Raw genomic sequence first — 14,188 nt, forward strand, 5'->3', positions numbered from 1 at the left:
CCGCCTGTTGGAAAGGTTAGACCGCATACTGCCACCGCAGACCATGCGGGAGTGAACGCGGGCCGAAGACGAAGTGTAGGACGCGACGGCGGCTCTTGCCTGCGGCCTTGGACGACGCGTGCAACAGCAGGGGGCGCATGACGAGGGCCGCTCCTTGCTCGGCTTGGCACCTCATCTCTGTGGCTGCGTTGCGGGTGAGAACGGCAACGTTGGGCTCAATGCGGCCGTGAAGATGCGAACCAGGGACAACACGAAGAGGGCCGTCATCCGCTGTACAGGCGTCAAGATGGACGCGCACGGCGACCAATTGCTCCAGGAGGTCGACAGGCGCTTGAACGAAGAGCGATCCCTCCTTTTCCGACCAGCCGCGAAGGCTTGGTTCGTCGACCCGATCAGCGACGGGAATGCTGAGATCCTGGTGTATGGGCACCAGCCAGTTGTGTGCGAGGGACTTCTCGAAGTACGTGCATTGGACGGCAACATGCTCTGTCGGAACCAGCAAGGATGGAGCCATGTGCTGGCGAAGGCGCCGCGCCAGCGAGGCGCACCACGACTGCGGCAGCAGGCAACGCGTGCCGCCTGAGGGCGTGCTGAGTTGCAAGTGGGCAGAGATGGATTCGCATTCTTCTGCCCGTATCACGTCCGGGACGAGCGAGAAGCCTTCGGCCGCGAACGAATCGGCCTGCGAACGGAAACCGATCGGACAAGGTGATTCGCTGAAACGACAGGTTGGCCGGGTCACATGCGGCCCTGGCATCAAGACGGTTGCGGACCGTCGTAGCCCTCGATGATGACCAGGTCGATGGTGGAAACAGGCACACGCAACTTGAGCGCTTCCTGATACTCGGCCGACTTCCAGCAGTCGAGGGCAGCCTGGTACGACGGGAACTCGATCACGACGTTGCGCGTGCGGCTGGTGCCCTCGGGATTCTCGAAGCGGCCGGCGCGCACGAGGAAGTGCGCCCCGAACATCTTGAAAGGCTTTGCATTGGCTTCGACGTAAGCCTTGTAGGCCTCCGTGTCGGCGACGTCGACCCGGGCGATCCAGTATCCCTTTGGCATTTGCGTTCCCCTTCGATCGCAGGAATTCTTGCTCAATTGCCGGGAGGCCGGCAACTCAACGCGGAAACTTGAGGCACCTGAGACGTTGACGGCTCAAGTGGGCTTGAGGCGCACGACGGGCCGCTGCGGCTTGCGGCGCGCAACTTCCTTGAAGCCCACGCGGTCGTACATCGACTTGGCACCGAACCACATCTGATCGTCATTGGCCCGGCCGGGTTTGTCCACGGGGTAGGCCTCGAGCAGCTTGGCGCCCTGTTTCCTGGCGTAGGCAATGGCTCCGTCGAGGAGCGCCTGCGCCACGCCCTGGCCGCGACGCTCGGATGGCACAACGAAACAGATGATCGACCAGACGGGCCGGTCGTCGACCGCCTTCATCACGGGTGAGCGCTTGAGCCTGGCATATTCCTCGCGTGGGCCGAGCGATACCCAGCCGACCGGGACTTTGCCGCGATAGCCGATGAGGCCTGGTGGCGTGCCGGCGTCCACGAGTTCTTTCAGGTCCGCGCGATCGGCGTGAGCACGCGTTGTCCCTGAGGGCAAGGCTCCGTGAGCGCCGCTTCGGCGGTAGTGCATGCACCAGCACCCACGAGCCACCGAGCACCCCTTGGCATTGAACAGCGCTTCGAGGTCAGGCCAGCGCTCGGGCGTGAGGGGCAGGACTGTGAGCTTCATGGGGCTTGCTCAGGGCGCCATGTCGGCATGCGCGGGCCACTCTTCACTTCGCCGCCTCCACCTTCACCCGCCCATTCGGCACCTCCCCGAACATCTCCGGCGCATACAAGGCCTCGACCCGGCTCGGCGGCAGCGCAAAGTCCCCGACGTTGTTCAGGCGAACCGTGTACTCCATCTTCACCACCCCCTTCGGCAGGTGCTGGTAGTAGCTGCGGAAGGCCTCGAAGCTGCGTTCCTCGAAAGCCGGCCAGCCGGCGCCGGAGCGCTTCTCGCCCTGCGTCGCGATCTGCGAATCGCGGCCCAGGCCGCCGCCGAGGATGGTGGCGCCGCCGGGGATCGGGTCGGTGATCGCGACCCAGGTCATGTCGGCGCTGGCGTTGACTTCCAGGCTCACGCGCAGCACGTCGCCGCGCGTGTAGATGCCCTGCACGGCCTGCTCGACCGGGGTGATGGTCTTCTTGATCGCATAGCCGGCCGCGAAAGGCGCCTTGAGCTGCACGGCAGCGATGGACTGCAGCGTGAGCCAGGGCTTGCCGCTGCCGGACTGCGTGACCAGCAAAGTGTCGCGCGCCGCGTTCGATGCCGGCCAGGGCAGGAACATGGCGTTGTTGCGCAGGTTGCCCGGCGAGGCGGGGGCGCCGAAGGCCGTGGTCTGGTTCGGCGCGCCGCCGGCGTCGCTGGTCTTGATGCGCTCGACCTTGCGCCAGTCCACCTGGGCCTTGATGGCGCCGAGGTTGGCCGCGGTGATGCCCGCGACCGGCGCGCTTTCGAACTGCTTCGAGAATTTTTCCAGCGCCAGCCCGCCCCACAGGTTGGCGGTGGTGGTGTGCCACGCGCCGTTCTGCTGGCGGCCGATGAAGCCGGTGGCCAGCTTGCCGATGTCGTCCTTCCAGGCCGGATCGTCCAGCACGGTGAGCAGCAGGCGTGCGGTGTTGACGTCGCCGTTGGTCATCAGCCACCACCAGTAGTCCTCGCGCTCGGTGCTGAAGACCAGCTTGGTCCCTTGATAAGACAGGCGCGCCTTGAGCACGTTGTCCGCCTCGGCCATGCGCTGCTGGCGCTGCGGCACGTCTTGCACGCGCTTGAGGATGTTGAGCCAGTCGATGACGGCGCTGGTCGGCCACTGGTTGGGCGCGATGGTGATGCTGCCGGCCATGCGGCCCTGCGCCTTGCCGTAGCGCGAGAGCGCTTCCAGTGCGGCGAGCTTGCGCACGTCGAGGTCCTTCTGCGGGCTCCAGAACTCGCGCTGGATCCTGCCTTCGACGAAGGCGATCAGGCCCTGCTCCATGGGCGCGCGCGCCGTATCGGGCAGCGCGAAGGCCGGATCGAGCGCCGCCGCTTCATGCGTGGCCGCGAGCAGGTAGGCCGTCAGGATGTCGCTGCCGCGGTTGGCTTCACCGTCGCGCGGCGGGAAGTAGTTGGCCAGGCCGTCGCTGTCGAGGTAGCTCGGCAGCTGCGCCACCACCGTCTGCCAGGCCTTGCCGTCGCGCAGGCCGATGGACTTGCTGGCCTTCTGCTCCAGGCAGGCATAGGGGTAGGCGGCGAACCAGTCGCGCACGCCCGTCAGGCCTTCGGCCAGCCGGGGCTGCAGGGAAAGCTTCAAGCCGCCGCGGCCGGGCAGGGCGTCGGCGGGCGGCGCCACGTCGAGCGTGAAGGGCCCGTCGAGCTGCACCAGCGTGGCCTGCTGCACCGTCAGCGGCACGCCCGGCACGATGCGCTGGCGCAGCTTGAGCGCATCGCGCGCGCCGCCGATCGTGTCCTTGGCCTCGATCTCCCACAGCAGCGCCTCGGCGCGCGTCTGCGCGAGCTGCGCGGGCGCGGTCACGCTCCATGCGAGCTCGCGCGCCTCGCCGGGCGGGATATCGACCGTCTGCGCCTCCAGCTTGAGGAGCGTGGCACGCGGCGTGGCTTCGACCTTCATCGCCTTCTGCGTCGTATTGCGCAGCGTGATCTGGGCGCGGAACTGGTCGTCCTCGCGCACCAGCGGCGGCAGGCCGCTGACGATCTGCAGGTCCTGCGTGGCCTGGATCGAGGTCTGGCCGGTGCCGAACAGGCCGGTGCCCGCGTCGGCCACCGCGACGATCTTGAAGGTGGTCAGCGCGTCGTTGAGCGGCACCGTCACCGTGGCCTGTCCGTTGGCGTCGAGCACCACCGCCGGGTTCCACAAGAGCAGGGTGTCGAGCAGCTCGCGCGTCTGGCCCTTGCCGCCGCCGCCGCCCGCGGGCACGGCCTTGCGGCCGTAGTGCCGACGGCCGACGATTTCCATCTGCGCCGTCGAGGTGCTCACGCCCCAGCTGCGCCGCTGCAGCATGGCTTCGAGCAGCTTCCAGCTGTCGTTGGGCATCAGTTCCAGCAGCGCCTGGTCGACCGCGGCCAGCGCCACCTCGGCGCCGGCGGCTGGCTTGCCGTCGGGCAGCTTGGCCGAGATGGTGACCAGCGCCTTGCCGCGCACCGGATAGCTGGGCTTGTCGCTCGACACCTTGACCTCGATCTGATGCGCCTGCGTGCCGACGCGGATCTCGGCCAGGCCCAGCCGGTAGGCCGGCTTGCTCAGGTCGACCAGCGCGGTCGGCGCCACGTACTCCTTGCCCTCGTACCAGAAGGCGGTCCACCATTCGCGCGGCGCCTTGAAGCCCCAGGTGAAGAAGCTGTACCACGGCACTTCGCGCAGCCGGCCGCGCAGCGCGAGCACGCTCACGTAGGCGTTGGGCCCCCACTCGGGCTTGACCCGCAGGCTCACCGTCGGATCCTGGCCGTTGAGCTGCACCACCTGCGTCTCGATCACGCCCTCGCGCTCCACCGACACCAGCGCAGTCGCAAAGCGGAAGGGGCTGCGCACCTGGAACTTGGCCGTCTCGCCGGGCTGGTAGCTCTTCTTCTCGGGCAGCACGTCGATGCGGTCGTGGTCCTCGCCGCCGAACCAGAGCTCGCCCTGCTTCGTGACGTAGACCGAGCTCGCGGCGCGGCTGTCGCGGCCGTCTTTGTCGGTGGCGCTGGCGATCAGTTCGACCTGGCCGGCTTCCTTGAGCTCGGCCTCGCACAGCAACAGGCCGCGCGCATCGCTCTTGCCGCTGCACACGGTGCCGATCTCCTTGACCTCGGTCTTGTTGTCATAGGTGTAGAAGCCGCCCACCATGCGCTTGCGGCTGGTGGTGGTGATGCGCGCGATGGCACGCACGTTGAGCGTCACGCCTTCCTGCGGCTTTCCGCTCAGTCCAAGCGCCAGCGCCTGGAACTTGAGCTTCTGGCTGGTCGAGACCCAGCCCTCGGTCTTGATGCCGGCGATCACGGCCGCGGGCCACAGCGTCTGCACGCTGCGCAAGGTCTGCACCTCGCCGTTGGGGTCGGAGTAGGTGGCTTCGAGCAGCAGCTCGCGCGGCGTGGCCTTGGCAACGGGAATCTTCTCGATCGTGAGCTTGCCGGCGCCGTCCTTGCTGAGCGTGAGCGGCAGCTTGTCGGCGATCACCCGCAGGTCCTGTGCGGCCGAATCGGATTCGTCGGCGTCGACCGCGATGAGGCCATCCTTGCGCGGCGGCGAGAAGCTGAAGGCGTCGAAGTCGGCGAACGAGAGGCTTTTGGCTCGCACCGCCGCCGACACGCGCACCGGCAGGTTGGCCGCGGCGCCGCCGGCCACGTAGTTGATCTGCACCTCGGTGGGCAGCGAAGTCGCGGCCACCAGCGGTTTCTTCTCGCTGGGCGCGATGCGGCCTTCGAGCACTGGCAGGCGGAACTCCTCGACGCGGAACTGGCCGGTGCTGGAGCTGCGCATGCCGCCTTGGTCGCCGTCCGTGCCTTCCTTGCCGCTCTTGAGCTCGACCTGGTAGACGCCGAGCTTGGCCGCGGACGGAATCGCGAAAGTGTTCTCGCCGCTCTGCCCGCCGGTCGCGGTCTTGCGCCACTTGAGCGGCTGGGTGTACTGCTGGCCGCTGCCCACATGCGTCACGACCAGCGTGTCCGGCAGGGTCTGCGGCAGCCCGAAGCCTTTGCTGGTCTGGGTGCGGATCAGGTGCTTCATCGACACGGTTTCGCCGGCGCGCAGCAGCGTGCGGTCGAACACCGTGTGGGCGACGCGGTCGGGCTGCGGCTCCAGGCTGGTCGGCACGTTGAAACGCCAGGGCTCGATGCCGCGCTGCCAGTCGCTCCAGGTGAAGGCGAGGTCTTCCACGCCCTTGTCGTCCTTGGCGCGGGCGCTCACGAAGTAGGCGTCGCCGCTGTAGTCGTCTTCGGTGGAGCAGCTCGGCGCGTTCGGCGCGATGCCGGCGAGCTGCACCAGCCCGCGCGCATCGGTGCTGCCCGCGGCCACCTCGCGGCCGGTGCAGTCCGAGACGCGCACGGCGGCGTTGGCCACCACCTTGCCCTTGTCCAGCGTCGTGACCCAGGCCACCGCGTTCTCGCGCCCCAGCTTGAAGTGCACCGCGAGGTTGGTGGCCAGCGCCGTGGTGCGCACGTACATCGTGCGGCCGGTGCCGTAGCGCTCGTCGAGCAGCGCGTCGCCGAGTTTTTGCGATGCGATCTCGAGCACGTGGAAGCCGGGCGTGAGCGGGATGCCGATCACCTCGAAGGGCCGCGGATCGCCGCCCTCGGCCTTGGGCATGTCCAGCGTCTTCACGTTGGCCTGGCCGCCGAGCAACGAGACCATGCGGGTCTGGATGCGCTCGCGCTCGTCCTTGTCGATCACCTTGGGCAGCGCACCCTTCACGTCGCGCGCGGCCTCCTTGCGGTCGATCGTGTAATTGCTGTCATAGCGCCGGACCTTGCGGAACCACGCGATGATCTCGGCGTCGGTCTTCGGGTTCATGTCGCTGACCTTGCCCGGGGTGAGCGCCTGCACCTGCAGCGCGGGCTCGACGCGCCGCACCGTCACCGGCATCAGCGCCGCGCCGCCGGGCTCGGCCAGGCGCTCGACCACGCCGAAAGGCGAGGCGGCGAACTTGGCCAGCGGCGGCATGGCGCCGGTCGCGACCTTGAGCGGAAAGCTGTCGGGCGAGGCCAGCGCGCGGCCCGAGGCATCCACGAACTTCGCCGGCAGCTCGATCGTGAAGGGCGTCTGCTCGGCGAAAGGCGGTGGGAAGCTCACCGAGTCGACCACCGCATCCTCGGCGGCGTTCTCGTCGTCGAACTTCGGCTTGATCGTCTTGCCGCCGCCTTTGAGCGTGATCTGCGCCGCCAGCTTGCGCGACACCGGCGCATTGAACTGCAGCACCATCGGCTTGAGCGGCAGGCAGGCCGACTGCGCGCTCTCGCGCTCGCAGCTGAAGGACACGGCGAAGGGCTCGCGCACCTGGAAGCTGAGCCGCCGCTCGATGTTGTTGAGCACGCCCGAGGGCGTGGCGACGCCCTTGCCGTAGACCAGTTGCACGCGGCCGCCCGGCGTCAGCGTGCGATTGCACTGCAGCGTGACGAAGTGCAGCGGCGTCTTCTCGGCTTCCTTGTCGCGGCTGAAGGCCTTGAGCAGGGCAGTGCGCTGCTCGCCCTCGACGAGCTTGACCGGAATGCGCTCGCCGACGCCGTCGGCCTGGCACCAGACGTTCTCGCGCACGCTCTCGAGCGTGGCCGGCCCGTTGAGTTCGAGCATGAACTGCTGCTCTTCGTCGATCTTGCCGTAGCTCGGCTGGTGGTTGCGCACGAAGGGGCCGCCGCTGTTGAACTGGTAGCGCTCCGGGCCGGTGAGGTCGGCGCCGGAAGCCGACTTGAACGAACTCACCCGTGTCACCGTGCAGCGCACGCCGGGCGGCAGGTCGTTCTCGAAGTCGTACACCCACTGCTTCTCGCCGGCCCAGCGACCGGTGCCCTTGGCCGCCTGCGCGTCGGTGCAGCTCACGGCCAGCGGGGCGGGTGCCTTGGGGTCGCCGAAGTTGACGGCCGCCTGGTCGAACTTGGCCACCACCTGCCGGATGCGCGCCACCTCGCCCTGCGGCGTGAGGCTGGTGATCTGCAGCGCATGGGCGCCGAGAGAGATAAAGGCCAGTGCGGCGGCCGCGAGGGCACGCGTTGTCGTTCTCGTTTTCAACAGACTTCTCCTTCGGGGCGCGAGCGTAGCGCAACTCGGCGCGTTCGCCCCTGGCACGCCATAGGCCTCCACTATGATCGATCGATATGAAACTGTTGTTGAGCCACCCTGCAGGCAACCAGAATGTGCGCGCAATGCTCGATGGCTTGGAAACAGCCGGCATGCTGGCCCGCTTCTCGACCACGCTCGCCGTATCGCCGGACAGCTTTGCACTGAAGCTGGTGCCCGAGGGGCTGAGCCGCGACCTGCTGCGGCGGCGCTTCAAGGTGCCGCGCGAGAAAATCCTCCAGCACCCCTGGCGCGAGGTAGCGCGGGCCCTGTGCAACAAGGTCGGCTGGAGCTATCCGCTGCGCCACGAAAATGGCTTTGCCTCGATCGACGGCGTGCTGCAGGATTTCGATCGCTTCACCGCCGGGGTCTTGCCGGGGGTACACCGGCAGCACGGCCTGGGCGCCGTCTACACCTACGAGGACTCCGCCCTCGACACTTTCAAGGCTGCGAAAGCGCTGGACCTGAAATGCGTCTACGACCTGCCCATTTCCTTCTGGGAAGTAGGTCGCCGGCTGATGGAGGATGAACTGCAGCGCCTGCCGGCCTGGGCCGGCGCCATGGGCGGCGGCATGTCCGACTCGCCGGCCAAGCTGGAGCGCAAGGCGCAGGAGCTGGCGTTGGCCGACCTGGTAGTGGTGCCCAGCCGCTTCGTGGCCGACTCGCTGCCCTCCTGGGCCGCGCAGAAGGCCAAGGTGCTGTCGCCCTTCGGCTCGCCGGCAACGACCGGCACGCCCTCGCGAGAGGCGCCCGATCCGTCGCGGCCGCTGCGCGTGCTCTTCGTGGGCTCCATGGGCCAGCGCAAGGGCCTGGCCGACCTGTTCCAGGCCATGCAGCTGCTCAAGGGCGAGAACATCGAGCTCGTCGTCATGGGCTCCCTGCTCAACGACCTGGCCTTCTACCGCAGCCAGTACCCGGGCTTCACGCACGAGAAGGGCCGCCCGCATGCCGAGGTGCTGAAGCTGATGCGCAGCTGCGACGTCTTCTGCCTGCCCTCGCTCTACGAAGGGCGCGCGCTGGTGATGCAGGAGGCGATGAGCCAGGGCCTGCCGGTCGTCATCACGCCCAACACCGGCGGCGAGGATCTCGTGATCGAGGGCAAGACCGGCTTCCTGGTGCCCATCCGCTCGCCCGAGAAGATCGCCGAGAAGCTCGCCTGGTTCAACCAGAACCGGCAAGAGCTTCCCGCGATGAAAGAGGCGGCGATGCAGCATGCGGCCAGCTACACATGGCAGAACTACAGCCAGGTCGTGATCGACGCGATCCGCAAGCTGGCGCCGTAGCGAATCCACCTGCCTGACCGCCGAGCAATGACGCCCGGCACCCCTCCGATGAATCGCTACTGGGAAATCGATGCGCTGCGCGGCTTGATGCTCGTGCTGATGACGGTCACCCACCTGCCGACGCGCTTCACCGATCCGCTGGGGCAGCCCTTCGGCTTCGTCTCGGCGGCCGAGGGCTTCGTCCTGCTGTCGGCCTTCGTCGCCGGGCTGGTCTACACGCGCATCGGGCAGCGGCAGGGCGTCGATTCGATGCGCCGCGCCTTCTGGCGGCGCGCGCTCAAGGTCTACATGGCGCAGGCGGCGACGCTGTTGTTCCTCTTCACCATCATCGGCACGGTCGGCACGCGCATCGACCAGCCGGCTGTGAAGAACCTGCTCTCCTACTACCTCGCGGATCCGTCCGAAGCCTTCGTCTTCTCGCTGCTGCTGGTGTACGAGCCGGCCTTGCTCGACATCCTGCCGATGTACATCTTCTTCATGCTGATGAGCCCGTGGGTGCTGGCCTTCGCGCTGCGCCACGGCTGGACCGGCGTGGTGGTCGCCAGCGCGACGCTGTGGGCGCTGGCGCAGTTCGGGCTGAGCGAGCGGCTCTATGAGCTGGCGGTGCGCTATCTCGGCCTGCCCGTGCCCTTCCACGAGATGGGCGCCTTCAATGCCTTCGCCTGGCAGTTCCTGTGGTTCGCGGGGCTGTGGATGGGGGCGAGCCGCAACGCGCCCGATGCGAAGCCGTTCCGGTTCCCGAATTGGCTGGTGGCGCTGGCCGCGGCGGCAGCGTTGTACGGCTTCTGGTGGCGGCACCACGGTATCAATGGCCAGGCGCCCTTCGGCGGCGACGAGCAGATGAACCTGCTGTTCGACAAGTGGCAGCTCGGGCCGCTGCGCATCGTCAACCTCGTGGTGCTCGGCATCCTCGCAGTGCGCTTCGGGCCGGCGTTCATGCGGCGCATCCCGCGAATGCGCCGGCTCGAAGCCATGGGCTCGGCATCGCTGCCGGTGTTCTGCGCGCACCTGGTGGCGGTGCTGCTGGTGCTGGCCTTCTATGGCGACAGTCAGACGGCGCGGCCTTGGTGGGGCGATGTGCTGCTGCTGGTGGCGGTGTTCGGCTGGCTCTACGCAGTTGCACGCACCGCGCTCTGGCTGGGGCGCCGGGCCCGGGCCCGGGACAAGAACGACGACGCTCCCACCGTCTGGCCGGACTGAGCATTAGTTCACGCAAGTCGATGGAAATTTCGGCACGCGCGTGGGACGGGCCGAGCCGTGCGCCGGTTCGCGACAACATCGCGGGGAGGAGAAATATGACCATCGAACTGAACGCAAGACCGCTGCGGGCCGGCGGCTACCTGTTGGCCATGCTCGCGCTCGTGGCCTGTTCGCCGCGCGTGCCCAGCAAGCTCGACGAGCCCATGATCCAAAGCCTCACCAGTGCGGGTGCACGCGCGGCCGCGCAGCGTGATGCCACTGCCTTGTGCAGCCAGCTCACCGACGACGCAAAGATCCGCCTCGTGGAGGTGCGCTTCACGGGTTCGGACATCAAGCGCTTCGATAAGCCGCAGTGGTGCGAGCACCTGAAGCTAGGCTACGCGGCCATGCCTGCCAACGTGGAGGTGAGCACCAGCGTGAACCTGCGCTCCATCGCCATCGCAGCCGACGGCAAGAGCGCAAGCCTGGAGGCGGATGTCATAGAAGAAATCAACCTGGGCGGGCGCGGCCTGCGCATGACCAGCCAGCAGAGCGCTACCGTGGTGCTGGTGGCGGGGCAGGCCAAGTACGCGGAGGTGAGTGCGCGTATCACAGGCGGGCAGTGAGCTGAGCCATCGCGGCTCGGCACTTCGGCGCTAAGAGCTTATCCGTAAATAGTAAACTACGCCTCCGAGCCGCATTGAGCGCGGTGTCGGAGCGAGACGATGACGGCAAAGCGAGTCGAGTCCTGGGTGGTGACGGATGAGTTCTGGCAGCGGGTCGAACCGCTGATTCCGGCGCGCGCCGCATTGCCGAAGAAGGCGTACGTTCGAAGTCCTGGCGCAGGACGACCGCCGAAGCCTGCGCGGCAGGTGTTCGAGGCCATCGTGTACGTGCTGCGCACGGGGTGCCAGTGGAAAGCATTGCCCAAGGAACGCTTCGGCAGCGCCAGCGCCATCCACAAGCGCTTTCTCGAGTGGGAGAGGGCAGGCTTCTTCGAGGCACTGTGGAAGGCAGGGCTGGCGGAGTATGACCAGATGCAAGGCATCGCCTGGCGATGGCAGAGCGTTGACGGGGCGATGTTCAAGGCTCCCTTGGCGCAAGAATCTGTCGGACCGAACCCGACGGACCGGGGGAAAAAAGGGGAGCAAGCGCCACCTGCTGGTGGACGGCCGTGGCGTCCCGTTGTCGTTCATCGTGACCGGGGCCAACGTGAATGACGGCAAGCGAATCGATGAGGTCCTCAGCGCCATCGTGGTCGAGCGCGAGCGGACGCCAATTCGACGCAGCAAACACCTGTGCGCAGATGCCGGCTACCGAAGCGCGGAGGCCCTTCACATCATTGAGTCGCACGGCTATATCCCTCATGTCGTGGACCGTAGGCAAGAGACTGAGGCCAAACGGCGCCAGCCGTGGAAGAAGGCTCGCCGTTGGGTGGTCGAGGTATGCCACAGTTGGTTCAACCGCTTCCGCAAGCTGTTGGTGCGCTACGAGAAGCTCGAACGCAGCTTCCTCGCACTGAATCATCTTGCCGCCGCAATCATTGCCTACCGAAAGGTGCCGCTGGCGGTGAATATTATTTACGGATAACTTCTAAGGTGGCGCCGCGACAATTGATCAGATTCCCTCGGGCAGTCCCAACCCAGAATCGCGCCTGTTCCGGCGCGTGAAGGAAGCGCAGCCGGATCCGGCTGCGCTCTTTCAGGGACGGAACAACAATGAACAAGCGATTCCATCGCGTGGTCTTCAATGCCGCGCGCGGGCTGAGGGTGGTCGTGCAGGAGACTGCACGCAGGGCGGGTGGGGCGCCGATCGTGGTGGCGCTGCTCGCGGCGGCGCCTGCATCGGCCCAGATCGTTGGAGCACCCAACGTACCAGGCCACCTGCGGCCCACGGTGCTGGTCGCGCCCAACGGCGTACCCCTGATTAACATCCAGACCCCCTCCGCGGCCGGCGTCTCGCGCAATCTCTTCAACCAGTTCGACGTCCAGCGCGGCGGCACGATCCTCAACAACAGCCGCACCGATGTGCAGACGCAATTGGGCGGCTTCGTCCAAGGGAATCCCTACCTGGCGACCGGGCCCGCGCACATCATCCTCAACGAAGTCGTCAGCGGCATACGCAGGGCACCGAGCAGGGCATCGAGGGCCAGAACATCGCCATCAGCACCGGTACGCTGACCAACACCTCGGGCGCCATCTGCGCCGACGTCAACACCACCATCACCAGCGGCGGCACCATTGCTGCCGGCAACACCGTCACCCTGGAATTCATCTGGAGCGGCAATGCTGCATGCGGTCTGGCCGTGACGGATGCCACGGGGCCGGATGCGCCGGTTCCTGTGCTGCCTGCGGAAGTGATCGAGGACTGTCTCGCACCAGGGTGAGCGCCACTTTCCTGCTGGAGCAATCGGACTAGGGCACAACAGCAGAGGCCGCCGCGGGCAGGTGCCCCGCAATCACCGACCGCCACAACCTGTACCCCTCGTCATTGAGATGCAGCATGTCCCCGCGGAACAACTCCGCGCGCGGCCTTCCGTCAGCACCGAGCATCGGCGTATAGATATCGATGGATTCGCTGTTCGGCAGCCGATTCAAATACGCCCCGATGATGTCGTTGGTCTCGCGCATCTGCGGCAGTAGCTTCTCGCGCGAGGGGCTGGGCTTGATCGAGATGTAGCTGATGCGCGTGTCCGGCAGTTCGGCGCGCACGGCGTTGGCGAAGCGGGCAAAGCTCTCCAGTATCTGCAGCGGCGAGTGGCCCTCGGCCAGGTCGTTGTCGCCGGCGTAGACCAATACGTGGCGGGGCTTGTAGCGCACCACGAGTTCGCGGGCGAAGTAGCTGCAGTCGGCCATGGTCGAGCCGCCGAAGCCGCGGTTGATGACCACCGGCAATTGCGGGAAGTCCTGCGCGAGCCGGGTCCAGAAACGGATGGTGGAGCTGCCGACGAAGAGCACGCCGCCTTCGCCGGGCGGGTTCTGCTTGTCGGCACGGGCGAAAGCGGCGAGCTCGCTCTGCCAGCGGCTTTGGGCGGCAAGGTAGGCCTGCGAGGGCGCCGTGTCCGTGGCGGTGGGCTGCGCCTGCGATGGGAGCGCCGTCAGCAGCAACAGCAGTGCGAGCGGAAGAAGAAGGGCGAAGCGGGTTGCGGCAACAACAAGAGTCATCGTCAAAGCGTCTTCTCGATCAGCGGCCCCTTGAAGAGCACCGGCCCCGTCGGCCCGCGCTCGCTGGGCACGCCGCCTTTGGGTTCGAGGCTGATGGCCAGCGCCGGTACGGAGCGCACGTCGGCTTCCTGCGCCGTCAGCTTGAGCGCCGCGTCGCGGCCGAGCACGCCGAGCGATCGCGGCGCGCCGCCGGGGGGCAGGGCCCACAGTTGCAGCGACTTGTCTTCGCCTTCGCGGTAGGCGCCGACGCGTTGCAAGACCAGCTGGCGGTTCTTGGGGTCGAAGGTCACCAGCATGGAGGGCGCCGCCTGGTCGTCCGACAGCACGGCGACGTACTGCACGGCCGGCGCGTTGCGCAGCTGTTCGCTGAGGTTCACGCCGACCAGGACGGCCATCACGGTGGCGAGTGCGCCGGCCGCCGCCGCGCCGCGCCAGAGCGCCAGGCTGCGCAGCCAGCCGGCCTTGGGCGGCGCCGCTTCGGGCGTGGCCGGCACGGCGCGCTGGCGTGCGATGGCCTGCTGCTCTTGCTCGGCGTCGATCAGGTTGCGGATGCGGGTCCAGACGGCGGCATCGGGCACCACCGGCTTTTGCAGCTCGGCCATGCTGGCGAGCCGGCCTTGCCAGACCAGCGCGGCGGCGCGCACCAGCGCCTGTTCGCGCGCGATGGCTTCGAAGCGCCGGCGGGCGCCGCCGCGCAGGGTGCCGAGCGCATGGCTCGCGGCCAGCAGGTCGAGCAGTTGAGGGTTGGCGGGCAGGTTCATGGTGCTGCG

The 14,188-nt window shown here is 67.4% G+C and carries 10 protein-coding genes and 1 pseudogene; 5 read left to right on the plus strand and 6 right to left on the minus strand.

What is annotated here, in order from left to right; all coding sequences use genetic code 11:
- Positions 1-16 precede the first annotated feature (16 nt).
- The 4 genes from ACSQ9A_RS06900 to ACSQ9A_RS06915 all read right to left on the minus strand — a co-directional run bounded on the left by ACSQ9A_RS06900 (position 17) and on the right by ACSQ9A_RS06915 (position 7,744).
- The gene (locus tag ACSQ9A_RS06900; RefSeq protein WP_436303123.1) at positions 17-757 is read right to left on the minus strand and encodes a phytanoyl-CoA dioxygenase family protein; all 741 of its coding nucleotides are present in this window, start codon (positions 755-757) and stop codon (positions 17-19) included.
- Positions 757-1,062, minus strand: coding sequence for a DUF1330 domain-containing protein (locus tag ACSQ9A_RS06905; protein WP_093106734.1), 306 nt, complete (start codon positions 1,060-1,062; stop codon positions 757-759). Before ACSQ9A_RS06905 ends, ACSQ9A_RS06900 begins: the two co-directional genes overlap by 1 nt.
- A gap of 93 nt (positions 1,063-1,155) precedes the next feature.
- A complete protein-coding gene (locus tag ACSQ9A_RS06910; RefSeq protein ID WP_436303124.1) occupies positions 1,156-1,548 on the minus strand; it encodes a GNAT family N-acetyltransferase in 393 nt (130 codons plus the stop codon).
- Positions 1,549-1,777: 229 nt separating this feature from the next.
- Complete coding sequence (locus ACSQ9A_RS06915) at positions 1,778-7,744, minus strand: alpha-2-macroglobulin family protein (protein WP_436303125.1); 5,967 nt, start codon at positions 7,742-7,744, stop codon at positions 1,778-1,780.
- Positions 7,745-7,830: 86 nt separating this feature from the next.
- Between ACSQ9A_RS06915 and ACSQ9A_RS06920 the strand changes: the two genes are divergently transcribed.
- From ACSQ9A_RS06920 to ACSQ9A_RS06940, 5 genes and pseudogenes are all read left to right on the plus strand, one after another.
- Positions 7,831-9,075, plus strand: a complete 1,245-nt coding sequence (locus ACSQ9A_RS06920; RefSeq protein WP_436303126.1) for a glycosyltransferase family 4 protein — start codon at positions 7,831-7,833, stop codon at positions 9,073-9,075.
- A gap of 48 nt (positions 9,076-9,123) precedes the next feature.
- Positions 9,124-10,275 carry an OpgC domain-containing protein gene (gene opgC, locus ACSQ9A_RS06925; protein WP_436303127.1) on the plus strand — a complete coding sequence of 384 codons (1,152 nt, stop codon included), beginning with the start codon at positions 9,124-9,126 and terminating at the stop codon, positions 10,273-10,275.
- Positions 10,276-10,370: 95 nt separating this feature from the next.
- Positions 10,371-10,880: a nuclear transport factor 2 family protein gene (locus tag ACSQ9A_RS06930; protein WP_093106725.1), complete on the plus strand. Its 510-nt coding sequence runs from the start codon at positions 10,371-10,373 to the stop codon at positions 10,878-10,880.
- Positions 10,881-10,979: 99 nt separating this feature from the next.
- Positions 10,980-11,844: pseudogene (locus tag ACSQ9A_RS06935) on the plus strand (IS5 family transposase).
- A gap of 128 nt (positions 11,845-11,972) precedes the next feature.
- Positions 11,973-12,434 (plus strand): two-partner secretion domain-containing protein, encoded by a 462-nt coding sequence (locus ACSQ9A_RS06940; RefSeq protein ID WP_436303128.1) that lies wholly within the window; start codon positions 11,973-11,975, stop codon positions 12,432-12,434.
- A gap of 234 nt (positions 12,435-12,668) precedes the next feature.
- On the opposite strand, the gene ACSQ9A_RS06945 is transcribed toward ACSQ9A_RS06940, so the two are convergent.
- Positions 12,669-13,418, minus strand: a complete 750-nt coding sequence (locus ACSQ9A_RS06945) for an SGNH/GDSL hydrolase family protein (RefSeq protein WP_436303130.1) — start codon at positions 13,416-13,418, stop codon at positions 12,669-12,671.
- A 2-nt stretch (positions 13,419-13,420) separates the two neighbouring features.
- Positions 13,421-14,179, minus strand: coding sequence for an anti-sigma factor (locus ACSQ9A_RS06950; RefSeq protein ID WP_436303131.1), 759 nt, complete (start codon positions 14,177-14,179; stop codon positions 13,421-13,423).
- Positions 14,180-14,188 lie beyond the last annotated feature (9 nt).

Origin of the sequence: Variovorax sp. LjRoot290, assembly GCF_964253985.1 — a bacterium.
GTDB lineage: Bacteria > Pseudomonadota > Gammaproteobacteria > Burkholderiales > Burkholderiaceae_C > Variovorax.